Source organism: Nitrosococcus watsonii C-113 (assembly GCF_000143085.1).
Classification (GTDB): domain Bacteria; phylum Pseudomonadota; class Gammaproteobacteria; order Nitrosococcales; family Nitrosococcaceae; genus Nitrosococcus; species Nitrosococcus watsonii.
Map to the genome: position 1 here is coordinate 805,001 of NC_014315.1, position 24,443 is coordinate 829,443.

15 protein-coding genes, 2 rRNA genes and 1 pseudogene are annotated in these 24,443 nt (G+C 51.0%); 11 read left to right on the plus strand and 7 right to left on the minus strand.

What is annotated here, in order from left to right; all coding sequences use genetic code 11:
- Nucleotides 1-124 precede the first annotated feature (124 nt).
- From NWAT_RS03815 to NWAT_RS03830, 3 genes are all read left to right on the plus strand, one after another.
- Nucleotides 125-3,036 (plus strand): 23S ribosomal RNA (locus tag NWAT_RS03815).
- Nucleotides 3,037-3,087: 51 nt separating this feature from the next.
- Nucleotides 3,088-3,202: ribosomal RNA gene (rrf, locus tag NWAT_RS03820) — 5S ribosomal RNA — on the plus strand.
- A gap of 1,066 nt (nt 3,203-4,268) precedes the next feature.
- Entirely contained in the window at nt 4,269-5,036 is a 768-nt protein-coding gene (locus NWAT_RS03830) for a class I SAM-dependent methyltransferase (protein ID WP_013219839.1), read from the plus strand.
- A 60-nt stretch (nt 5,037-5,096) separates the two neighbouring features.
- Here NWAT_RS03830 and NWAT_RS03835 read toward each other — a convergent pair whose 3' ends face one another.
- From NWAT_RS03835 to NWAT_RS03845, 3 genes and pseudogenes are all read right to left on the minus strand, one after another.
- Nucleotides 5,097-5,759 (minus strand): porin family protein, encoded by a 663-nt coding sequence (locus NWAT_RS03835; protein ID WP_232420199.1) that lies wholly within the window; start codon nt 5,757-5,759, stop codon nt 5,097-5,099.
- 578 nt (nt 5,760-6,337) lie between these two features.
- A pseudogene (locus NWAT_RS17960) lies at nt 6,338-6,844 on the minus strand (hypothetical protein); the annotation flags it as partial.
- A gap of 257 nt (nt 6,845-7,101) precedes the next feature.
- A complete protein-coding gene (locus NWAT_RS03845) occupies nt 7,102-7,773 on the minus strand; it encodes a rhomboid family intramembrane serine protease (RefSeq protein WP_013219841.1) in 672 nt (223 codons plus the stop codon).
- A 51-nt stretch (nt 7,774-7,824) separates the two neighbouring features.
- Between NWAT_RS03845 and tsaB the strand changes: the two genes are divergently transcribed.
- The 3 genes from tsaB (at nt 7,825) to NWAT_RS03860 (ending at nt 10,746) form a co-directional block, all read left to right on the plus strand.
- Entirely contained in the window at nt 7,825-8,520 is a 696-nt protein-coding gene (gene tsaB, locus NWAT_RS03850) for a tRNA (adenosine(37)-N6)-threonylcarbamoyltransferase complex dimerization subunit type 1 TsaB (protein ID WP_013219842.1), read from the plus strand.
- A 28-nt stretch (nt 8,521-8,548) separates the two neighbouring features.
- Nucleotides 8,549-9,511 (plus strand): arsenosugar biosynthesis radical SAM (seleno)protein ArsS, encoded by a 963-nt coding sequence (gene arsS / locus NWAT_RS03855; RefSeq protein ID WP_013219843.1) that lies wholly within the window; start codon nt 8,549-8,551, stop codon nt 9,509-9,511.
- Between the two features lie 110 nt (nt 9,512-9,621).
- Nucleotides 9,622-10,746: a methyltransferase domain-containing protein gene (locus NWAT_RS03860; RefSeq protein WP_013219844.1), complete on the plus strand. Its 1,125-nt coding sequence runs from the start codon at nt 9,622-9,624 to the stop codon at nt 10,744-10,746.
- Between the two features lie 16 nt (nt 10,747-10,762).
- Here NWAT_RS03860 and mutS read toward each other — a convergent pair whose 3' ends face one another.
- The 4 genes from mutS to NWAT_RS03875 all read right to left on the minus strand — a co-directional run bounded on the left by mutS (nt 10,763) and on the right by NWAT_RS03875 (nt 19,029).
- A complete protein-coding gene (mutS, locus tag NWAT_RS03865) occupies nt 10,763-13,354 on the minus strand; it encodes a DNA mismatch repair protein MutS (protein ID WP_013219845.1) in 2,592 nt (863 codons plus the stop codon).
- Nucleotides 13,355-13,760: 406 nt separating this feature from the next.
- Complete coding sequence (locus NWAT_RS17265) at nt 13,761-16,868, minus strand: AAA domain-containing protein (RefSeq protein ID WP_232420200.1); 3,108 nt, start codon at nt 16,866-16,868, stop codon at nt 13,761-13,763.
- Nucleotides 16,869-17,176: 308 nt separating this feature from the next.
- On the minus strand, nt 17,177-18,604 hold the full coding sequence (locus NWAT_RS17270; RefSeq protein ID WP_232420201.1) for an AAA domain-containing protein: 1,428 nt from the start codon (nt 18,602-18,604) through the stop codon (nt 17,177-17,179).
- Between the two features lie 77 nt (nt 18,605-18,681).
- Nucleotides 18,682-19,029 carry a hypothetical protein gene (locus NWAT_RS03875; RefSeq protein WP_013219846.1) on the minus strand — a complete coding sequence of 116 codons (348 nt, stop codon included), beginning with the start codon at nt 19,027-19,029 and terminating at the stop codon, nt 18,682-18,684.
- A 152-nt stretch (nt 19,030-19,181) separates the two neighbouring features.
- Here NWAT_RS03875 and pncC point away from each other — a divergent pair, with 152 nt between their 5' ends.
- From pncC to alaS, 5 genes are all read left to right on the plus strand, one after another.
- A complete protein-coding gene (pncC, locus tag NWAT_RS03880; protein ID WP_013219847.1) occupies nt 19,182-19,673 on the plus strand; it encodes a nicotinamide-nucleotide amidase in 492 nt (163 codons plus the stop codon).
- Complete coding sequence (gene thpR / locus NWAT_RS03885; RefSeq protein ID WP_013219848.1) at nt 19,648-20,190, plus strand: RNA 2',3'-cyclic phosphodiesterase; 543 nt, start codon at nt 19,648-19,650, stop codon at nt 20,188-20,190. Before pncC ends, thpR begins: the two co-directional genes overlap by 26 nt.
- A 105-nt stretch (nt 20,191-20,295) precedes the next feature.
- Entirely contained in the window at nt 20,296-21,324 is a 1,029-nt protein-coding gene (gene recA / locus NWAT_RS03890) for a recombinase RecA (RefSeq protein WP_013219849.1), read from the plus strand.
- An 8-nt stretch (nt 21,325-21,332) separates the two neighbouring features.
- Complete coding sequence (locus NWAT_RS03895; RefSeq protein WP_013219850.1) at nt 21,333-21,788, plus strand: regulatory protein RecX; 456 nt, start codon at nt 21,333-21,335, stop codon at nt 21,786-21,788.
- A gap of 25 nt (nt 21,789-21,813) precedes the next feature.
- Entirely contained in the window at nt 21,814-24,438 is a 2,625-nt protein-coding gene (alaS, locus tag NWAT_RS03900) for an alanine--tRNA ligase (protein WP_013219851.1), read from the plus strand.
- The last annotated feature ends 5 nt before the right edge of the window (nt 24,439-24,443 follow it).

Consider the following 24,443-nt stretch of genomic DNA (forward strand, 5'->3'; position numbering starts at 1 on the left):
AGTAATTACTCTCTTGAATGCTCTTTAAAAACGAGGGGAAGTTTAAGAGAAGAAGGCGCATGAGCGGAGAGCTTGTGTGGTTTATATGGAATGGCGTTATAGCCCAGGTTGTTTGGGGTTATATGGTCAAGCGAAGAAGCGCATACGGTGGATGCCTTGGCGGTAGGAGGCGAAGAAGGACGTGGTAGTCTGCGAAAAGCTTCGGGGAGTCGACAAGCGGGCGTTGATCCGGAGATATCCGAATGGGGAAACCTAGCCATTGTGAGATGGTTATCGGCATCTGAATGAAATAGGGTGTCGAGGCGAACCTGGGGAACTGAACCATCTAAGTACCCAGAGGAAGAGAAATCAACCGAGATTCCCTGAGTAGCGGCGAGCGAAAGGGGAACAGCCCAAAAGCTGGTAAGAGCCTAGTGGAACGATCTGGAAAGTTCGGCCATAGACGGTGATAGCCCGGTACACGAAAGGGTCTTACGAGTGAAATTGAGTAGGGCGGGACACGTGTTATCCTGTCTGAATAGGGGGGGCCCACCCTCCAAGGCTAAATACTCCCTACCGACCGATAGTGAACGAGTACCGTGAGGGAAAGGTGAAAAGAACCCCGTAGAGGGGAGTGAAAGAGAATCTGAAACCGTATGCGTACAAGCAGTGGGAGCACCTTGAGGGGTGTGACTGCGTACCTTTTGTATAATGGGTCAGCGAGTTACTTTCAGTGGCAAGGTTAACCGAGAAAGGGGAGCCGAAGGGAAACCGAGTCTGAACAGGGCGACTGTAGTCGCTGGGAGTAGACCCGAAACCGGGCGATCTAGCCATGGCCAGGGTGAAGGTGGGGTAATTCCCACTGGAGGCCCGAACCCACTGATGTTGAAAAATCAGGGGATGAGCTGTGGTTAGGAGTGAAAGGCTAAACAAGCTCGGAGATAGCTGGTTCTCCCCGAAAGCTATTTAGGTAGCGCCTCATGTATCACTCCTGGGGGTAGAGCACTGTTTCGGCTAGGGGGGCGTCTAGCCTTACCAAACCGAGGCAAACTCCGAATACCGGGAAGTGCAATCATGGGAGACACACAGCGGGTGATAAGGTCCGTTGTGGAAAGGGAAACAGCCCAGACCGTCGGCTAAGGTCCCAAAATTATCGCTAAGTGGGAAACGATGTGGGAAGGCGAAGACAGCCAGGAGGTTGGCTTAGAAGCAGCCATCCTTTAAAGAAAGCGTAATAGCTCACTGGTCGAGTCGGCCTGCGCGGAAGATGTACCGGGGCTCAAGCGATATACCGAAGCTGCGGGTGCGAATTCTCTTTAAGGGGAATTTGCGCGGTAGGGGAGCGTTCCGTAGGCTGTTGAAGGTGTGCTGAGAGGCATGCTGGAGGTATCGGAAGTGCGAATGCTGACATGAGTAACGATAAAGGGGGTGAGAGGCCCCCTCGCCGAAAGCCCAAGGGTTCCTGCGCAACGCTAATCGGCGCAGGGTGAGTCGGCCCCTAAGGCGAGGCCGAAAGGCGTAGTCGATGGGAAACCGGTTAATATTCCGGTACCTGTTATAACTGCGATGGGGTGACGGAGAAGGCTAGGCTAGCCGGGTGTTGGAAGTCCCGGTTCAAACGTGTAGGGAGCGCTCTTAGGAAAAACCGGGAGCGCCTATTCCGAGGCGTGATGACGAGCCTCCTTAAAGGAGGCGAAGTGGTTGAGGCCCTGCTTCCAGGAAAAGCCTCTAAGCATCAGGTTATAGCGGACCGTACTCGAAACCGACACAGGTGGGTGGGGTGAGAATCCTCAGGCGCTTGAGAGAACTCGGGTGAAGGAACTCGGCAAATTGACACCGTAACTTCGGGAGAAGGTGTGCCCTCGGTAAGTGAAGGCCCTTGCGGCTGGAGCTGAAAGGGGTTGCAGTGACCAGGTGGCTGCGACTGTTTATTAAAAACACAGCACTCTGCAAACTCGTAAGAGGAAGTATAGGGTGTGACGCCTGCCCGGTGCCGGAAGGTTAAGTGATGGGGTCAGCCGTAAGGCGAAGCCTTTGAACGAAGCCCCGGTAAACGGCGGCCGTAACTATAACGGTCCTAAGGTAGCGAAATTCCTTGTCGGGTAAGTTCCGACCTGCACGAATGGCGTAACGATGGCCACACTGTCTCCACCCGAGACTCAGTGAAATTGAATTGGCTGTGAAGATGCAGTGTACCTGCGGCAAGACGGAAAGACCCCGTGAACCTTTACTATAGCTTTGCACTGGATTTTGAACCTGCTTGTGTAGGATAGGTGGGAGGCAATGAAGCGTGATCGCTAGATTGCGTGGAGCCATCCTTGAAATACCACCCTGGCATGTTTGGAGTTCTAACCTAGGCCCGTTAACCGGGTCGGGAACAGTGCATGGTGGGTAGTTTGACTGGGGCGGTCTCCTCCCAAAGGGTAACGGAGGAGCGCGAAGGTACCCTCAGCGCGGTCGGAAATCGCGTAGTGAGTGCAAAGGCAAAAGGGTGCCTGACTGCGAGACGGACAGGTCGAGCAGGGGCGAAAGCCGGTCTTAGTGATCCGGTGGTTCTTAGTGGAAGGGCCATCGCTCAACGGATAAAAGGTACTCCGGGGATAACAGGCTGATACCGCCCAAGAGTTCATATCGACGGCGGTGTTTGGCACCTCGATGTCGGCTCATCACATCCTGGGGCTGTAGCAGGTCCCAAGGGTATGGCTGTTCGCCATTTAAAGTGGTACGCGAGCTGGGTTTAGAACGTCGTGAGACAGTTCGGTCCCTATCTGCCGTAGGCGTTGGAGATTTGAGAGGAGCTGCTCCTAGTACGAGAGGACCGGAGTGGACGGACCTCTGGTGTTCCGGTTGTCACGCCAGTGGCATTGCCGGGTAGCTATGTCCGGAAGGGATAACCGCTGAAGGCATCTAAGCGGGAAGCCTTCCTTAAGATGAGATCTCCCTGAACCTACGAGGTTCCTGAAGGGTTGTTGGAGACGACAACGTTGATAGGCGGGGTGTGGAAGCGCAGTAATGTGTGAAGCTAACCCGTACTAATGGCCCGTGAGGCTTGACCATATAACACCCAAGCGAGTTGGGCGTGTTGCCTAGAGAGACTTCTCTTTTTTGCCTGGTGGCCATAGCGAGTAGGTCCCACCCGATCCCATTCCGAACTCGGAAGTGAAACTGCTCAGCGCCGATGATAGTGTGGGATTACCCATGTGAAAGTAGGTCACTGCCAGGCGCCTTAAATAGAAGCCCCCAGCGGGATAACTCCCGCTGGGGGCTTTCCTTTTTCGCTAGAAATAGCTCTAGCGTGCCATCTTTCTGTTCGTACAGCCATTTTTGCTGTGTGCGAGGGGGGCCAACGTCTATCTTTATTACATCTCTCCCTACAGCATTCTTTTTAATTAAGCCAAAAAATGAGGGGGATTAGTTTGAGATGTTAGTGTTCTTTATGGGAAGGCTCTTTATCTCTTCAGCAACTTGACTAAATTGTTTGATTTGATTAAATCCTAAGCTTACGATCTTTGAGCCAAAATCCTTAATAATAAGGAAAAACTTTGGAATTTTATAACCAAGGTATATGATACTTGCCACTACTGCTGTTGCAATTACAATAGCAAAAAAAGCATGCAGTCCAAAAAAATTCAGAATATTAAATAGATGATAAATGCCTGCAAGGGGTATAAGAAACAGTGCCCCTATGTAAACGAACATAATATAAATATAAAATACTAGAGCGCTAAATTGAATGAATCTCACTAGCGCTAAACTTAAGCATCGTGCCATAGCTCTGTAATTTATCATGAATTATATAGTTTATACTTAATGCTGCTCAATGCAGCCCCTACCCCTTAAAAATTGCCCTCTGCGCTGGCCAGCTTCCAAATATTTATCATGGCATAATTGTCGCCTTACATAGAAGTTTATAGAAAGTTTCTTCCGTAAATAAATATTGCTACCATTTATTATAGCTGCACAAGCGTCTTTAAAGCGACAGAATTCTCGCTAGAAACCAAGTAAAGTATTATTTACCTGGGTTTGAGAAAAGCTTAAGGATTATAAATATACCCTAGCGAGGTGTGTTAATACAATACGTGTTTTAGGTAAACCTTCTGCCACATTATTTTTTGAATTATTTACGCAGTAAACTTTTAACTCATATTAAATTATAAGCAAATGCGCCGACTGATGATCAATGGACTATAGTTATAATGATGAGCGGTAAAAAATGGTTATGAGGACCTAATATTTTATTTTGGGGGAACTGGTTTTTCAGCAAATAAATAAAGAGGCTGCAAATTCTTATGAAAAAAACAACCGATAAGCCTAATCATTTAAAAAATACAGCTAGCCAATTGGAAGGCTTCTCTAAAGAAGAAAAAAGACAACGTTCCCGTTTGGATATTGAAGCGGTGCAAAAAGCTTATAAACGCTATGCAGCCCTCTATGACACCTGGTTTGGGCCGATAATGCAACGGGGACGCAAGGAGAACATTGCAAGATTAACCTGCCAACCGGGTGATAGAATTCTGGAGGTGGGCGTTGGAACCGGCCTTTCTTTGCCGCTATACCCTTCTTTTGTCCAGGTAACGGGAATTGATATTTCCCCTGAGATGTTGGAGCGAGCAGATGCTCGGAAAAAGCGTTTAGGGTTGGAAAATGTAGTCGAGCTACGAGTGATGGATGCCGAATATATGGAATTCCCTGATAATAGCTTCGATAAGGTTACAGCGACCTATGTGGCTTCTGTAGTCCCTCACCCTGGGCGATTAGTCGATGAATTAAAGCGCGTCTGCAAACCGGACGGAGAGCTTTTTATACTGAATCATTTTCAAAGTACCAATCCAGTGCTTGCTGGAATGGAACATTTACTTTCACCTCTTTCTCGATTTCTTGGATTCCACCCGGATCTTTGTTTAGATTCTTTTGTGAAAGAAACCGATCTGGAAGTCATTGATATTACTTCTACCAATCTCTTTGGTTATTGGAAATTAGTACGAGCACGGAATAATAAGCGGTTAACAGCCGGAGTTGCGGATCAGTCAGCCGTTAAAATAGCTGCCTCTCACTAGAATACCTTTAAAAAAGGAGGAAGGATATATACCCCTCCCCGAATATCTCTAAGACATTCTTTAAAAGCCAACGCCGAGGTACCCACCAACGGTCCAGAATTGATTATCAGTAAAAGTTTGGTCATCGGTCCAGTGCCATCGGCCATCAACGCCTACCTTTAATGCCTTCCAGATCGTGTACTCAGCACCTGCGCCAACCTGGAAGCCAATATCTAAAACTGTTACCGGATCGGAAGGCGGGCTAATCACATGGATATCGAGTCCGGCTGGGATAATCCAGGGCTGAAATTTCCCCCACTGCGTAAACTTGATCTTAGGTGAGGCGCTTACGGTTAGCATCGTGAGTTCAGTATTTCCAGTTTCTGGAGAGGGCTTTGCGAGTACGGAGAGTGCTGTGGGCTGGGATCGTGAGCCGAAATGTTTATACTCCAAACCTAACTCAGCTAGTATTGATGCGCCATCCCATAGTCCCCAAACGTCGTCGCTTAAGAGAAAATCAAAACCACCACCCACGTACCAGCCATTATCATCGTTGTTGGCGCTAGTTCCTAGATCGGTGAGCACCTGCCCGGTGCGGGGGTCATTCAGTTCGGTATAACCGCCTCGGAAGAAAAGCATGTGACCTTCATCTTGCGAGGTCTTTATTCTTTCTACCTTTGTCACCCGTTCTTCAAGCTGCTCTACCTGCTGCTCAGGATCTCTGGCTTCTGCTTGAGTACGCATTAATTCTCCACGTAGCCTCTGTAGCTCTTCTTCCATCTGTTGGACCCGTTTTTCTAGTGCAGAAGTAGATTGCTCTGCAGAAGTTATTGGTGGAAAAAATAATGTAATGCTCATCAGGAATGGAATGATTACTACTGCCCTCGTCTTAGGGGTTCTCCCATTATGGGATTGCTTCATGCCTTTCTTCCTCTTAAATATTTTTATTTTGGCGTAAAACTCGCTCTTAGATGCTGAGTTAAAAGCTCTCGTTAAGATCTAGGACAGCTTTTAAGGCAAAGCAATAGGGCATGAAAAAAAAAGCATGTTTTTCATTCAACTTAAAAATGGTTCGATCTTTAAATTATCTCTAGGGAGCTTCTAAAAAGCCGAGCACCGACCCAGCGAACTTATTGCTTACCAGCTACCCTGATGATTTTCACAGCGACGTGCCCTTTCTTTTCTATTTCTCACTGATCAAGCAGCCAACCACGCCAGACGGCGCATGTTGTAAACTAAGTTCATCATTCTGATCTTAACCTCGGCCCTGGATTGGCCAATAGTCCGTATCAAACGATCCGACTGCTGGACACACACATGCTCTACCCGTGCCCGCACCTTCGATCTCTTTCGATTGGCAGCTTTTTCCCGCTCATTAAGCGGTCGTTTTCGGGTTCCCTTCCGGTGTATATGACTTCGATAGTTCGCCGTTGGTAGCTCCTTTTCCCTTGCTGGGTCGCGATAGGCCGCATCTGCTCCGACATCTCCGCTGCTATTGTTCTCATCCAACAGCTCCTCTGCTTCTTGGTCCAGCGGGCATCAACATCTTTCTGCGCCGCCTTGGCATCACGCCAGCTTTCGGCAGTTTCTCCCTCCTTGATCTGGGCATTCTCATCCCCGCTGTTGCGCCGCTCGGGTGCCGGAACAATGGCTCCATCTACGAGCTCTCCCTTGTGGGCAGTGAAACCGGCTGCATCAATCTGGCGTAGCACCTCGGTGAAAAGTTTATCGACAAGTTCGAGCTTCTTTAGCCTCTCCCCCCGAAATACCCCCATCGTCTTGGCATCTAGCACCTTCCCCTCAGAACTCAAACCAAGAAAACGACAGAAACTGTAGCGATCCCGGAGCTGGAATTCAGTCTGATCATCCGAGAGATGTAGAAATGCTGCAGCACAAGAACTTTCAACCTCAGCACTGCATCAAAAGGAGGATGCCCTCCTTGACGTGGATCACCATTCCGATAGATCGATCCGAGTATTTTTCGGAATACCTCCCACTGTACCGTTCGCTCCAATGTTGGCAGCGGGCCTCTGAGGCGCTCAAGTAGATCGAGCCGGACTCCATTAAATAGTGATCAAATTTTCTCTCAAGTCGATTTTGTTGCACGATAAAACAAAGGCACGAAGAGCATGCCGGCAGTAAAACCACTTAAATGGACTTCCCATGCCACGGCTGTTTGCTCGGTGTCGGCGGATATTCCGTATAGGAGTTGCAGTCCATACCAGAATATAAGTACCCATTCTGCTGGTACTTGACCAAGAGTAGGATAAATCCCCCGTAGATAAATAGCGACGATTCTGGAATGGGGAAATAATCGGAGATAAGCGCCTAATACGCCTGAAATAGCGCCACTTGCACCAATGATAGGATTTTGGGAAGCAGGATTTAGAAGAATATATGGCATTATTGCTATAATTCCACATAGAAAATAAAAAATAATAAAGCGAACATGTCCAGTAGCATCTTCAATTGTCTTTCCGAAGATCCAGAGAAATAGTAGGTTGCTGGCTAAATGCCATGTACCAGCATGAAGAAACATGGAAGTAATAAGAGTAAGTTGGATAGGTATTGGGCTATCAGCCGGTGTTATCTTATTTAGAAAAAATACGGGAGTAACCGCAAAGTGATAGACAGCTTGTGCAAATTCCCTTGAACTTAATGAACATTCCCATAGAAAGACTATGATGCAGATTCCTATCAAGCCAATGGTTGTTACTGGTAAAGTCGAAGTTGGGCTGGGGTTTCTTATTGGAAACATATAATTCCAGGTTTATTTTAGAGAGAATAGCTCATTGTAGCTTAGCTTAGTATGAAATTATTGGCCCTCGATACCTCGACAGAAGCTTGCTCTGCAGCTCTGCTGATGGCTGATCAAATCTGCGAGCGTTTTGTGGTTGCCCCTCGAGGTCATTCAGATCTTATTTTAGATATGTTAGAGGCATTATTGGCAGAGGCAGGAGTTTCTCTGGGTGCCATTGATGCTCTAGCTTTTGGACAGGGGCCTGGTTCTTTTACTGGTGTCCGTATTGGCGCTAGCGTAGCGCAGGGGATTGCTTTTGCCCGTGATTTGCCTGTAGTACCAGTTTCTTCTCTGGCCGCTCTCGCCCAATTCTGTAAAGAAAAAAAGATACTGGCTGCGATCGACGCCCGGATGGGCGAAATCTACTGGGGCGTCTATGAGCGAGAGGCAGAGGGTTTGGTTCGGCTGATGGATAGTGAGCAAGTTTGTATTCCTGAAGCTGTTCCCTTGGTGGCGGGGAAGGGGTGGTTTGGTGCGGGCACCGGCTGGGGGGTTTATAAAGATAAGCTGTGTGCGCGTCTTGGTAGAAGAGTGGATGGCTGGGAAGTAGAGCATTACCCTCGTGCTAGCGCAACGGCTCGACTTGCTGCCGCTGCTTTTGTTCGAGGCGAGAGCGTAATGGCGGAACAAGCACTGCCGGTCTACCTTCGAGATAATGTAGTAAAAAAACCTTCAAGAGCAAAAATAAACAATAAATCACCCTAGCCGAAGTAAGAGGCATATAGATAGTTTAATGCACGCAACCCTACCTTTATTGCAAGTTACGGATTTTCCTGCCTTGAAGCGTAAAAATCTGGAAGCGGTGCAGGTTAACCTTGGTTATCGCTGCAATCAACAGTGTGTTCATTGCCACGTCGGTGCAAGCCCGCATCGTAAGGAGGTTATGACTCAGGAGACTATTGAACAGGTAGTCGCTTTTTTGCAAGCGTCTAATGTGACTGCTCTTGACCTTACGGGGGGAGCGCCAGAGCTTAACCCCTACTTTCGGGATCTTGTTACTAGGGCGCGAGATTTAGGCATTCGCGTGGTTGACCGCTGTAATTTGACTATCCTTGAGGAACCGGGACAAGGAAACTTAGCTAAATTCCTAGCGGACCAGAAAGTGGAAATAGTGGCTTCATTGCCTTGCTATTTAGAAGAGAATGTTAACCGACAGCGGGGACGGGGAGTGTTTGAGGCAAGTATCCGCGCTTTGCAAGCACTTAATTGTTTGGGCTATGGCGATGAGAATTCAGCTTTGGTGCTCAATTTAGTTTATAACCCACAGGGAGCTACGTTACCCCCTCCTCAAGGAAAATTAGAAGCGGAATATAAACGCCAGCTTCGAGAGCGTTATGGAATTGCTTTTAATAATTTATTTAGCCTAACTAATATGCCGATTCAGCGTTTTGGCAGTATGCTTGTTTCCAAGGGGATATTTGGAAAATATATGGCCCTGCTGCGGGAGGCCCACCAAGCGGAAAACCTGGCTTCGGTGATGTGCCGAAAACTTATTAGTGTTGATTGGCAAGGATATGTTTATGATTGCGACTTTAACCAAATGCTTGGCCTATCACTGGTCTATGCTGGTAAATCCAGACTTCATCTTTCCCAGCTCATGGAGGTAGACTTGGCAGGCAATCCCATCGCCATCGCAGATCATTGTTATGGTTGCAGCGCCGGGCAGGGTAGTAGCTGCAGTGGAGCTTTAGGCTAATGCGGTTACTGAATTGTAGCGCTATTTGGTTTAGCCTACAGAGATAGGTAGATGAGTTGCGCTGTCTTTTTTTACCCGTTTCCTTTTTAAAATAGTTAAGGGGTGTATCGATGTCACAGCAAGCTAGTGTCTTAGAACGATATTCAGAAGGTGCCCAGGCGCGCCAGGTTGGGTTATGCTGCGCGGTGGAGTACGATTCACGGTCGCTGCGGATACTGCCCCAGGAGATCATTGATAAAGACTATGGTTGTGGTGATCCTTCCCTCTATGTTCGGGAAGGGGATGTGGTGCTCGATCTCGGCAGTGGTGGTGGTAAAGTCTGCTATATCGCAGCCCAACTCGTGGGCAACAAAGGGCGGGTGATAGGCGTGGATATGAATGACGATATGCTGGCCCTGGCCCGAAAATATCAAGCCGAGATGGCGAAGCGGTTAGGTAGTGATCGGGTCGGGTTTAAAAAGGGATTGCTCCAAGATTTGGCCTTGGACTTAAGTGCCGTAGATGCCTATTTATCCGCGAATCCGGTAAGTGGCAGTCAGGATCTAGCTCGCTTGGAGGCTTTTAAAGCCCGGCAACGCAAGGAAAGTCCGCTGATTCCCAATGCTTCGGTGGATCTGGTAATTTCCAATTGCGTATTGAATTTAGTGGATGAAGGGGCAAAGGCGCAAATGGTTGCGGAAATTTTCCGGGTATTGCGCCCAGGTGGGCGGGTAGCTATTTCCGACATTATTAGCGATGAGGAGGTTCCCCAGCATTTACGTAATGATCCGAAACTGTGGTCTGGTTGTATTTCCGGGGCTTTTCAAGAGAAAGCATTCCTTGATGCTTTCGTGGCGGCCGGTTTCATGGCGGTAAGTTACGATAAATGGGAATCTCAGCCTTGGCAGGTAGTAGAAGGCATCGAATTTCGCTCCGTGACTCTTACTGCCGTTAAGCTTGAAGGCGTCGAGTGCATGGATAGAGGCCAAGCAGTGATTTATAAAGGTCCCTATACTCAAGTCTATGATGAAGAAGGTCATGTTTTCCCACGGGGAGAACGTATTGCCGTCTGTGAGCGCACCTTTTATTTTTTGACGATGGGTCCTTATAAAGATGATTTTATTGGTATTTCTCCAGTCGCGCTCCAAGAACCGACGCCCTGGTGCGCGCCTGCGGGGACTCTGCGGCCTGCGCGGGAAACCAAAGGGGGAGTGCATAAGGGAAGTTCCGGCGCAGGGGCAAGTTGCTGTAGCTAATAGCTATTAGCCCTCTCTAGCGGGTACCAGCGAGGTCTAATAGCTGTTTGAGTTCGTAAAGTTTCGTTAAAGCTTGCCGGGGAGTGAGTTCATCTGGATCTAACTCCCGTAGTATTTGAACGGCGGGATGCTCTGCGGAGAGCGCAAGCAAGTCTAGTTGAGCGCCGTCTCCATGGGTGGATTTTTGCTCAGCATTACTTTCCAATTTCATAAGCCGCTGCCGCGCTTGGGCAATGACTTCCTGGGGAACACCCGCCAGCGCGGCTACCTGAAGACCATAGCTTTGGCTGGCGGGTCCCTCTTTCACTGCATGGAGAAAAACGATACGTTCCTTGTGCTCGGTTGCCGTAAGGTGAAGGTTAGCCACGCCGTCAAGATGCTCGGGAAGAGCGGTGAGTTCAAAGTAATGGGTTGCAAATAGCGTTAGGGAACGCGCGTTGTTTACCAAGTAGGAGGCCACCGCCCAGGCGAGAGAGAGGCCATCGAAAGTGCTGGTGCCCCGGCCAACCTCATCCAGCAGGACCAAACTGTACTGGGTGGCATTATGCAAAATGTTGGCGGTCTCGGTCATTTCCACCATAAAGGTGGAGCGTCCCCCGGCAAGATCATCGGCTGCGCCAATACGGGTAAAAATCCGGTCAATAGGGCCGATGACAGCCCGGCGGGCGGGTACAAAGCTGCCAATATGGGCGAGCAGGACAATTAAGGCCGTCTGGCGCATATAGGTAGATTTTCCTCCCATATTAGGACCGGTAATGATCAGCATCCGCCGTGTTTCCTGGAGAGTCAGATCATTAGGCACAAAAGGATTCTCTAAGGTTTGTTCCACCACGGGATGGCGGCCCTCTTCGATCAATATCCCTGGTTGATCGCTCAATAGGGGGACCACATACTCTAGGGTTTTAGCCCGCTCGGCTAGGTTATGGAGAACATCTAACTCCGCCAAGGCATTGGCGCAGGCGCGCAAAGCGGGAAGCGGTTCCATAAATTGTTCCAACAGCCCCTCGTAAAGGGCTTTTTCCCGCGCCAACGCCCGTTCCCGGGCGCTTAATACCTGGTCTTCAAAGCCTTTTAATTCCGGGGTAATGTAGCGTTCCGCTCCTTTTAAGGTCTGGCGGCGGATATAGTCAGGAGGCGCTTGATGAGCCTGAGCACGCGTGATCTCAAGATAGTAGCCATGAACTTTGTTGTAGCCTATCTTAAGAGTCGGGATTTTTGTGCGTTCCCGTTCCCGCTGCTCCAATTCTACTAAAAATTGCCCAGCATTGCCGCTTAAATGCCGCAATTCATCCAGTTCGGAGTCAAAACCGAGAGCGATGACCCCGCCATCTCGAATGAGCACCGGCGGGTTTTCGCAAATAGCCCGTTGTAGCAGCTCATGGAGCTTGGGAAAGGGACCCAAATCTTCTTGTAGCGACTGAAGTAAGATACTGTCTCTGTTTAACTGCAACAAGCTCTCTCGGATTTTAGGCAATAGCCCCAAGGCTTGCCGGAGCTGGACGAGATCTCGCGGGCGGGCGGAACGCAGGGCTACGCGGGAGAGAATGCGTTCAATATCGCCTATTCCTCGAAGTAATTTTTGTAAAATATCGGTCAGTCCTCCTTCTAGGAGGGCAGCCAGCGCCTGTTGGCGTTGTTTGAGCAGGGTTTGATCTCGCAGAGGACGGTGGAGATAGCGCCGTAGCAGGCGGCTACCCATGGCGGTTGCCGTTCGGTCCAGCACCGCGATTAAGGTATTATGGTTTGAATGGCCGCTCAGGCTTTCTTCTAATTCCAGGTTGCGCCGGGTGCTGGGGTCCAGAATAATGCTGGTTTCTTGGCGCTCTACTTGGAGCGCGTGAATGTGGGGAAGGTGGGCGCGCTGGGTATCCTGAACATAATGCAGTAAGCATCCGGCGGCGGCAATTGCGGTTTTCATTTCCTCGCAGCCAAAACCGGCCAGGTTCTGAGTCCCAAATTGCTGGCATAGCTGGCGCTGGGCACTTTCCCTATCAAAATGCCAGGGAGGCAAAGGCCGCACCACCGCGTCAGTTTTGGAATCGACCAGGGTAAGCGCCAGGTCTTCGCTCACCAAAAGTTCCGCTGGCCGAATGCGGGCCAGTTCGCTGATAGTCGCCGATTCACTAGCTACTTCTAAAATATTAAAGCGCCCACTGCAAAGATCAAGCACGGCAAAGCCAAAAACATCCCCCTCTCTTTGGAGCGCGGCCAGCAGATTATCCCGGCGGGCTTCCAAGAGAGCTTCTTCAGTCACCGTTCCTGGAGTGATGATTCGCGCCACTTGACGCTCCACGGGACCCTTGCTTGTTGCCGGATCGCCTACCTGCTCGCAGATGGCTACCGACTCCCCTTGGCGAACCAGTCTTGCCAAATAGGAATCCAATGCATGATAGGGAATCCCAGCCATGGGGATGGGCTCGCCGGCTGACTGCCCGCGGCTAGTCAGCGTAATATCCAGCAATTCCGCAGCGCGTTGAGCATCGTCATAGAATAATTCATAAAAGTCCCCCATGCGGTACAGCAGCAAGGTAGCGGGATATTCTGCCTTAATCCGCAGATACTGTTGCATCATGGGTGTATGGGGTTTCTGAGGGTCATTTGCTGGCATATATAGAAGCTTTTATGGTCAGCGATATACTAAATAATATATGGACTAGAAATTTCGTTACCTGGGCAAGCGCAGACTAAAACCCTCGGTTAGAGGATAGCGTTTTTATGGTTGGGTCAATTATAGCAGGCGTGAATAATCGCAAAGGAGAGTGGCGGCGCTGGGTGGCAAAACTGGGAGGGAACGGTGATAATGACAGCCGGAAGTTGCGTGAGCTATAAATAGTATAAGTATTGACCGCACGACGTAGCTAGCATAGGGGCCATAGCCTTTGTCAGCGTTCACTTGGGCCGGCCTGGTCCGGGTCTAAACAGAAGTTGCGCAAGCTCAATGGCCAAACTAAAGAGCCCTTAAACTCACCGGCGGCAATGCAGCGTAGCGTAATGGTTGCCGGTAAAGCACCTTGTTAGGCTGTTTCTTGATGCACAAGCCTCAGCCGCTGGTTCTTTGCTTTGTAAGTTTCTATGCGGCCACGCCTTTCAAGGAGGCTGGCACTCTGTAGTGTACGTCGTTTAAATGCCTTCCAAGGTTTTCCCCGTGTTCGCACGCCCACCTCTTTGAGCACGCGGGCAGTAAGTGAGTCCAGCGTACATGATTGATTCGGACACTCCCACAAAGCTTGCAGAATCGCATTCTCTATTTCCGATGGGGTTATCTCCTCCGCTCGGCGGCCTGATGAATGGATACTTTTCTCCAGATTATTTAACGAATAGCGTGCATGGTCAGCTTTGGAAGCCTCGCTATGGGGTTCGTCGCAATCCTCTTTCTCCATATCGATTTCGGGATCTAAATCCTTATGCTGTCGGCTAGGGAAAATCTCTCGCTCCTCTAACATACGCCAGAGTCCTGCCAGCGCGTCATCTTTATTAGCGTAGAAGGCTGATTCCCTAACGCGAAAAAACTCCCAGCCGCATCGTTCCAATTGCCGCTGGCGTTGCATATCGGCTTCATAACGATCAGCGCCATGCCAATGATCTCCGTCGCACTCGACCGCCAAGCGCGCTTGTCCACCTTCAACCACCAGGTCAATCCGTCTGCCTGCAACTTCATGTTGGGGAAGAATGCGGAATTCCTTCCGCAGCAGTTCCAAGGCAACCTCAACCTCGAACCAACTGTCAAAGGGCACGGGAGGACTCACGATGCGCCGATTATCTTGGGCCGCCCGCCGCTCCAGTTCATCTCGCTCGATGCCGGCAATTTGTTGTGGCTGCGTGTTTGCAAAGAATTCAAGCAACCGCCGCCGATAGCAAGAGGCTCTGAGATCGTTAACGGTGACAGAGTAAAAAAGAATCATCTTGTCGCGGGCACGGCTGGCCGCGACATTGAAGCGCCTTTTATCTGCTGGTTTAGTAAGAGGGCCGATGCGCTTGTTGGCGGCAGCAACAAGGGATAAGAACATAATGTCGCGCTCGTCTCCCTGGAAATTGTAAGAGTTGCCACAGATTAAGCGACGCCGTTCCATCTCCTCGGCGCCCAACCGCTCGAGGAGGAGACCCTCAATCAATGTTGCCTGTGCTTCTCCTTGAAGCACGACTACCCCCATTGACTTGCTGTCATATCGGCTGTCCTCGCATAACTCAGCGATTCTAGTAACAATGGCGTCGGCTTCTGGGCGGTTAATCGTACGATTGTTAGAACCTTCACGATACCCTCCAGGCACGAACACGTGCTCAAGAGGCGGTAAGCGGTCTGGCTTATATTGCCGCAAGGGAATAAGAGGCGTATCCGAATAGCAAAGATCGTTGCTGAATCGAATGATCTCTGGCATGCAGCGGAAATGCTCGCGCAACGTAATCCGCTGTGTCCCATAGCGCAATTTTCCATGATCGAACAAGCTACTTTCAACATCGAATGACGATTTGAAGCGGAAATCGTAAAGGAACTCCTCCATCAGGCAATGTATTGTATCGCGAGACAAGCCTATGGTCTCCGGGCTGATCTGCTTATCGTCGCCAACGATCACTACTTTCTTTCCCAAATAAAGTAATGGCAGCGCCTCGAAACCGCATTGTGACGCTTCATCAACAATAATTACATCGAACATGCCTGGCGTAGGTGACACCATGTCCCAGATCCGATGAAGTGGCATCACCCAGGCTGGAACTGCTTCGCGGCATTCATGCAAATGCCCCTGGGCCTCGCGGCGATGATGCGGCGCATGCTTTCCGGTTCCTTTACCAAGCCGTCCCATAGATTGTTGCCAAGCCCCCATGTGGCGCCGGTGGCTTTCCGTAAGCCGCGAGAAACAGAAGGACCAGGCATGAAGCGAGGCAAGCTCTGCAATAATGTCATTAATGGTATCTTCGATCTGTTTAACGCGTTTGCCGAGCGCCGGAACGTCTGCCTGCCTGATATAATCCTCGATCCAACACCGTGCTTGCGCCCAATGCCAGGCGTCGCCAATATGCCGGCTTCGTTCCTCCCAGTAGGGCTCGTTGCAGGTACGTTCCAGGCAATCGGCAAGCTGCGGAAGCAGCCACCGGAGTCTGGAGAGATTTTCATCCTGTTTTAGCAGATATTGACGCTGTTTCTCCAAGTCCTGGATTTTGCTTACACACTGCGCAAATTCATCGCGCTCGCGACCTTGAATTGCACCTAACACATTCATGGTGACTGGATGCGCATTGTCCGTAGCGGCAATCTGAGAAACTGGGGTTTCAATGCCTTGGAGTTCCGCGGCGGCAAGCCTCTTGCGGATACGGGCCAATGCGAGGCGACACAAGGCGATGATCCTTTCAATTTGGGATTCGTCGTTCCACAGGGGTTCCTCCAGTGCCGGGCACGCCTGTACCGCGTTACGGCACTTGTCAATAATGCTTTGCAGCGACAAGGCTTTTTCTAGCGCGCCACGCAGTGACTTAAGCGTGGTCAGTTGCAGCACATAGAGTCCTTGAATTTTGTCGCTCTGGCCTGTCCAGCACTGCCATGCCTTCTCGCACTCAATGTCTACGTGTAGCACGTCGGCAAGAAGCGAGAAATGCTCAATCGTAGAACAAGGACGTCCACCCACCTGTACCGACTTGATTACATAAAGCCGCTCTTTCACCTGTTTGGGCCGAATCGGCCCCCAGCCTAATTTTCCACCACTTTCCAAGTGCTCTTTCAGCCTGCGGGCATCCTCATGCAGCACTCTGATATCATCAATAGGTTCAAGAAATTCGATGCTAGTATTATCAGCGCTGGCAACGAGTCCTTCGACTGCCGAAATAATGTGGTCCGTAACCCGAAAAAGCTCGCGCCACAGAGAAGAATGGCCGCTCAAGATATCGCGCAGCGCCTCTTTCATCCACGAATGGCTCGTCGCCATCAATCTTCGTCGAACGTCCTGAAAACTAGCGAACGCATCCCGAATATTTTCGATGGTGGCGGAGCTATGGTTTGCTAGCAGATCGGCCACGTGGTCATCAGCCTTATCCGCTAAGAGACGCTCTTCCTTGCTGGCTTTCGCCTCGTTCCCCACGAGCTGGGCAAAGCGTTCCGAGGACAGCGCGGCGTCAGGCCAGACAAAATTCAATTCTTCGCGTTTTTCCGGCGTGAAGTGGCGCAAGGCTGTCAGAATCTCGCGTAGATCGATTCAGATATCTGCAATGTCTTATCCAGAGGTACAGAATCCGTAAACCAACCGAAGGTGCTTCGATCCTTGTTGACGGCTTCAGCTATCCTGGCCGCCGTTCCGCGATAGGTTCCCTCCGCGACGGATTGTGGATGCGTTTCAGCTTCCCGGATAGCGTGGAGGCGGCGATTGATCTCCGCCTTCTCCTGGCGGAGTTCCTGGAGACGCGTTTCAAGCTCCCCGCGTTGCCGCCCAGCATCCTCCTTTTTCTATTCCTCACTCTTTCGGAGAATGCCGCTAACGCTGGCTTCGAGAGAGCGTCTTTCCTCAGAGCCATCGCCAAGCAAATTAATGCAGAGCGGGCGCAACTCATCGGGAACTAGCTCCCCAAGAACCTGAAGCGCGCGTGGAGTTTTGGCGGTGATCAGCGTACGTTGCCCGGTGGCCAGCAGATGGCATATCAAATTGGCGATGGTATGGGATTTCCCGGTTCCCGGCGGCCCTTGCACGAGAACGCCATTTGCCGATCGGAGCTTGTCAATGATGCGACGCTGCTCATCGTTTGATGGTTTTGGGAAGTAGACTTCTCCATCGAACGTTGCGCAAAGCTCTTCCGGCCCATCGCCTGGTCTCCATTCGTTCCGGGCGCCAATTTCGGCCAGATCTGCGAACTCGCCAGGAACATTTTTATCGTTTTCGATCTGCTTTTTAATGCGTCCTAAAGTCTCGGTCAGCCCCTTGGTGGAACGTTTTCGTAAAATCAAGGCAGGCGTATATTCCACGACGGGCTTTGCCGAAGCGCGGATGTTTTTCATCTCCAGCGAGCCATCATAAGTGCCCTGGGAGTTAATGGAATGCACCAAGGCTTGAAGGACGCTGTCGATGCGCTCTTTTGTCCATGGATCGTCTTCGGCTCCGCTCAATGAAGATTTTGCGGTTTCCTCGGCCCGCGCCGGTCGTTCTTCGATATCGAGCATATCGAGTTCAGGGCGCAGTTCTGGGCCTTCCGTATGAGGACGGACGGTAAATCTACCCAAGCGGGCTTCAAACTCCAGGAGGGCATTGGCGGCAAGCAAGTGCCGGCGAACGCGTTGCCCGGTAGGCGTCTGCCAGGTCAGCAACCCCAAACCGAGCACCAGTTCATATTCCTCGCCCAGGCGAAGCTGCGCTTGATGGATAGCAAAAAGCGCCGAATAAACGCTGTGGATTTGTTCCCATATATTATGTTCCTCCATCCACGGCAGCCATTCGTTTTCGAGATACTGATTCCATGCGTGTTGCACGCCTGGGTGTTCCTCAAGACGTTCGATCATTGGGACGGTTGCTGGTTGATCCCATTCTTCGCGCCAATGTGGATTTTGTATTTGCCGAATGATCTCGGGACGAAGCTCGGGCAAGTGGTCCTTGTCGCGAAGCGTTGCTTGATTCACCCATTCCTTGCATTGTTCTGGAACAATAGGCAACTCTGGTTCCCGCCGGTTTTGCACTGCCAGCCATTCATCCGGTTCATGTTCTTCATCTCGACCCCATGCCCTTGTGAAGCAGCCGCGTTCATGGGGAACGTCTGATATCCACAGAACCTTTTCGTATTCAGTGAGATCTCGAATCGGTTTTGAGCGAAGAGAGGCAAGATGGGTCAAATAGTGGATAAGGCGAATAACCTTTTGGTTGTCCACAAGGAGGTTGTTTGTATTCATAGGATCGTTGAGTTAATGCTTAAGTTAAGCTGGGCGTACGGGGGAGCGCGGCGAATGATTTGAACGCGTGCTAGGCTTTAGGCTAGCGAACCGATAATTGCAAGCAATCCTGCAACCAGCATGATTACTCCTAGCACTACGGCAGTTTTTGCCAATACAGCCCAAAATCGCGGGCCTTTATATTTATTTGCTGCTTTCCAGATTCCCATGAGCACGGGAATCTCATAGGTCGTATATGCGATAATGAAAATAACTAACCCCCCAATGGAGGAGATAAAATTGGACAAGAGGTTAACAACCATGCCAACCAATACCCCGTATATCCAATACGTTTTGGCCAGTCCAAAGTCCCCGTTTGCTAGTTTTTCAAAAAAGCCTTGCTCATTATTGATGGGGCTATTCACAGCAGATTTAAATTCAGCCATTATATTTCTCCTCGTTGGAAAGCGTAGCTCTTCGGGATAGATAAATTCTGGACAGGTCATGAATAAAGTACTGATACCACCCTTTTCAGCTATCGGTGGGCAACATCGAGTCTGAAGGGTGTCAGCACATGGGTTTTTAATTATTCTTTGCAATGAAACTAAAATTATTGGCGCAGCAGCTTGGCGAGGTCCTCCAGGCTCACGGCTTGAGGGTGGTAACCGCTGAGTCTTGCACTGGCGGGTGGGTGGCGACCGCCATTACCGATATTAAAGGGAGTTCCCATTGGTTTGAGCGGGGATTTGTAACCTATAGCAATGAAGCCAAGCAGGAGATGCTTGGCGTCAGCAGTGAAACATTGGCTTGCTTAGGGGCGGTAAGCGAGGCTACCGTCAAGGAAATGGCAAAGGGCGCCTTGCTCCATAGTCGCGCTGGCATCAGCGTGGCCGTAAGTGGAATTGCCGGACCGGCAGGAGGCTCTCCAGAGAAGCCCGTGGGAACAGTCTGGTTTGCTTGGGCGCTAAAGACAGGGGGGGAATGGACTGCGCGGGAGTGCTTTGCGGGGGATCGGGAGTCGGTGCGGAAAAAATCGGTAAAACGGGCTTTGCAGGGACTACTCGATGTCCTGGAGCAGCCCACTGCCTGAAACCCAGCGTTTATTTTTTGCCCTCTGGCCGGAAGTCGGGGTTCGGGAACAGGCGGCCCGACTTGCCCGGCGGATGCTGGGGAAGCAAGGCAAGCGCGTCCGCCCCGAGAATCTGCACTTGACTTTGGTTTTCTTGGGGAGTATGACGGAACAGCAGCGAGCCTGCGCCGAAGCGGTGGCTGATACGATTGACGGCCCGGCATTTACCTTGCGGTTGGAACAGATAGGGCATTGGCCCCGGCCACGGGTGGTTTGGCTTGCTCCTCAGGAGACACCGAAACCGTTGCTAGAACTAGCGCAGCAATTAAACCAGGGGTTGGCGGCGTGCGGTTATCAGCCCGAAGCTCGGCCTTATCGGGCCCACATGACCTTGGCTCGTAAGGTTGCGGGGTACTTTCCGGCCCGTGAGGTAGCGCCCCTTGTTTGCCCGGTTGAATACTTTTATTTGATGCAATCGGTGACCTATCCTAGGGGGGTAGAGTATCAAGTATTGCGTACCTGGCCGTTAGCCCCCTAAAGCAAGGGTGATGCTGACAGGCTAGGAAGCCTTAGCCAGACTATGGGATAATGCTTAAAATTTGAGGCGAAGGGCTATACGCCGCGAACAAACAGAGGTTAAGCAATGGACGAGAACCGGAAAAAGGCGCTAGGAGCTGCCCTCTCTCAGATTGAGAAGCAGTTTGGCAAAGGCGCCGTGATGCGTCTTGGGGATGCGAGCATTGTACGCGAGGTCGAGGTAATCTCGACGGGGTCTTTAGGGCTCGATATCGCACTTGGGGTAGGAGGATTGCCGCGGGGTCGCGTGGTCGAAATCTTTGGCCCGGAGGCGTCGGGCAAGACAACGTTAGCCCTGCAAGTAGCAGCGGAAGCCCAGGCGTTGGGGGGAACGGCGGCTTTTGTGGACGCTGAACACGCCCTTGATCCCCAGTACGCCGAGCGATTGGGCGTGAATGTTGAGGATCTTCTCGTCTCCCAGCCGGATACCGGAGAACAAGCCCTGGAAATTGCTGATATGTTGGTGCGTTCAGGGGCAGTGGATGTGGTGGTCATAGACTCGGTGGCCGCGCTGACCCCGAAAGCAGAGATTGAGGGGGAAATGGGGGACTCCCATGTGGGCTTGCAAGCCAGACTCATGTCCCAGGCCCTGCGCAAGCTTACCGCCAATATTAAGCGCTCCAATACTCTGGTGATCTTTATTAATCAAATCCGGATGAAAATTGGGGTGATGTTTGGGAGTCCAGAGACGACTACGGGTGGTAATGCGCTTAAATTTTATGCTTCTGTACGGTTGGATATTCGACGAGTAGGGGCCCTTAAAAAGGGGGATGAAATCGTTGGTAACGAGACTCGGGTAAAAGTGGTTAAAAACAAAATGGCACCGCCTTTTAAACAAGTTTCCTTCGATATTCTTTATGGATCGGGCGTTTCCCGGGAGGGAGAAATTATTGATTTAGGGGTCCGGGAAGGGCTTATCGAAAAGGCAGGCGCTTGGTACAGTTATAAGGGTGAACGGATTGGTCAGGGCCGGGATAATGTGCGTCAGTTTCTCAAGGAGCACCGGGATATTGCCCAAGAGATCGAAGCCCATATTCGGGAGAAGCTATTGCCGGGCAAGGCAGCACTAGAGGAAGTCGAAGAGGTGGGAACCTGACTTTTCCCATGGGCGATGGAATCGTAGCAGAGGCTAGAAATTTGCTGCTGGGGATGTTAGCACGACGGGAATATTCCCGCTGGGAATTGCAACGTAAGCTTACCACTCGAGGCTATCCATCTTGGGTGATTGAGGGGGCGCTGGCGGATCTTTGCCAGAATAACTTACAAAGCGATGAGCGTTTTACCGAGAGTTATTTCCGGTCCCGGGTAGAACGTGGTTTTGGCCCCCGCCGTATCGCAGCCGAGCTTAAGCAACGAGGCATTGGTGTGGCGCTGATTGCCGAGAGCTTAGCCCAGGAGAGAAAAAACTGGCACAGTCAGGCGATGACAGTCCGCAATAAGCGCTTTGGGCAGGCGCTTCCTAGTAGCCCCAAAGAGCGGGCCAGGCAGATCCGTTTTCTGCAATACCGGGGGTTTACCCAGGAACAAATTAATCATGCCTTAAGCGAAAGGGATGGCTGAGTCGCCTAATATTAAGCAATCAATCATGAAAAGCAGCGCCGAACTCCGAACAATATTCCTTGATTATTTTCGCCGCCAGGGCCATGAGATTGTTCCGAGTAGCCCCTTAGTTCCTGCTAACGATCCCACCTTGCTGTTCACTAATGCGGGCATGGTGCAATTCAAGGAGGTTTTTCTGGGCAGGGAAGCCCGCACTTATGATCGTGCGGCAAGTTCCCAGCGTTGCGTCCGTGCCGGGGGCAAGCATAACGATTTAGAAAATGTAGGTTATACCGCCCGCCACCATACTTTTTTTGAAATGCTGGGTAATTTTAGTTTTGGTGATTATTTTAAGCGCGAAGCTATCGGTTATGCCTGGGAATTGTTGACTGAAGTGCTTAAACTACCGCCTGAACGGCTGTGGGTAACGGTGTTCAAAGAGGATGATGAGGCCGCCAATATTTGGTTGCGGGGAATCGGGGTAAGCCCGGAGCGTTTCTCCCGCTGTGGCGCCGAGGACAATTTCTGGTCCATGGGAGAGACGGGACCCTGTGGCCCGTGTTCTGAAATTTTTTATGACCATGGGCCGGAAATTGCCGGCGGGCCCCCTGGCAGCTCGGAGCAGGAGGGGGACCGGTACACCGAGATTTGGAATTTGGTTTTTATGCAGTATGACCGGGATAAGGAGGGCCGGCTTTCTCCCTTACCTCGTCCTTCGGTGGATACAGGGATGGGCCTGGAGCGGCTGGCGGCGGTGATGCAGGGAGTGCATAATAACTACGATATCGATTTGTTCCGTCATCTTATCGCCGCTATTACCGCCCTTCCTGGCGTTCAAAACCAAGAACAAACTTCCTTGCGGGTAATTGCCGATCATATTCGATCTTGCGCTTTTTTAATCGTGGATGGTGTCCAGCCCGCTAACGAGGGGCGGGGATATGTTTTGCGCCGCATTATCCGGCGGGCCATCCGCCATGGGCACGTGTTGGGCTTGCGCGATCCTTTTTTCTACCATCTAGCGCAGCCGCTGGTCCAGGAAATGGGAGAGGCTTATCCCGAATTGGTTCGGCTTCAAAGCCAAGTAGAGCGGGTGCTGAAACTGGAAGAGGAGCGTTTTAATGAAACCCTGGAGCAAGGGCTTAAGATTTTAGAGCAGGATATTATTCATTTATCAGATGGCGTGATTCCTGGAGAAACAATATTTCGGCTCTACGATACTTTTGGTTTTCCGGTGGATTTAACTGCCGACATTGCCCGGGAACGGAAACTTTCCCTGGATATGAAGGGGTTTGAGCAAGCCATGGCTAGACAACGGGAGCGAGCCCGGGCCGCCAGCCGTTTCAGTGAGGAGTATAGCGCTGAAGAATTACAAATAAATTTGGAGACCGAATTTATCGGCTATGAACAACTCTGTGCCAAGGGCCAGGTTGTCGCGCTATTCTGCCTGGCTGAGACTATGGAGGCCGTGGAACAACTCAACGCTGGCGAAAGTGGTATGGTGGTGCTGGACCAGACCCCATTTTATGCGGAGGCAGGCGGGCAAGTGGGGGATCGGGGAACCCTGCACGGCTCCAGTGGATTGTTTAATGTGACGGATACTCGCAAGCAAGGCGCTGCCCATGTTCATCTGGGAGAGGTCCGCTTAGGCCAACTTCGGATTGGCGATTCAATTCAATCCGAGGTGAATCGGCAATACCGGACTCCTACCCGGCTCAACCATTCGGCAACTCATCTTCTCCATGCGGCCCTGCGGGAAGTGCTAGGAGAGAGTGTGGCTCAAAAAGGCTCTCTGGTGGCTTCCGACCGCCTACGCTTTGATTTCTCCCATCTTGAAGCCGTGCAATCTGGACAATTGCGCCAAATCGAGCATCTGATAAATGCCAAGATTAGGGCCAACTTGCCCGTAGAAACACAGCTTATGCCTTTGCAACAGGCCCTAGATGCGGGTGTTGTGGCGTTGTTTGGCGAGAAATACGGCGAGCAAGTTCGGGTTTTGCGCATGGGAGACTTCTCGATGGAGCTGTGTGGTGGTACCCATGTGGATCGGACCGGTGATATTGGACTTTTTAAGATCATTAACGAAATGGGTGTTGCCGCAGGAATCCGTCGTATTGAGGCGGTTACGGGAGAAGCAGCGCTATCCTGGGTAGAAGAGAGCGAAGTATGCTTGGAAGCCCTTATGGGTCGGCTTAAGGCCTCCCGGGATTCAGCAGTTGACAAGCTGGAGCAGCTGCAGCAACAGAACCGCCAGCAGGAGAAGGAACTACAGAGGCTGAAAGCGAAATTAGCCACCGCGGGAGGGGCGGATTTAAGCGCTCAGGCACAAGAAGTTCGGGGCATCAAAGTTTTGGCGGCCCGGATTGATGGGGTTGACAGTAAAACCTTGCGCGCCACGGTTGATCAGCTCAAAGGCAAACTTACCATTGCTGCCGTTGTACTAGGCACTGTGGCGGAAGGTAAAGTAGTTTTGATTGCTGGGGTAACTAAAAATGCCACTGATCGGATTAAGGCGGGAGATTTAGTCAATTTTGTCGCTGAACAAGTAGGTGGCCGGGGCGGAGGTCGTCCGGATATGGCCCAAGCAGGGGGCAGGCATCCGGACAATTTAGATGCTGCCCTTGGTTTAGTCCCGAAGTGGGTAGAGGGACAGTTAACTTCCGGAGCGCAATAGTTTGC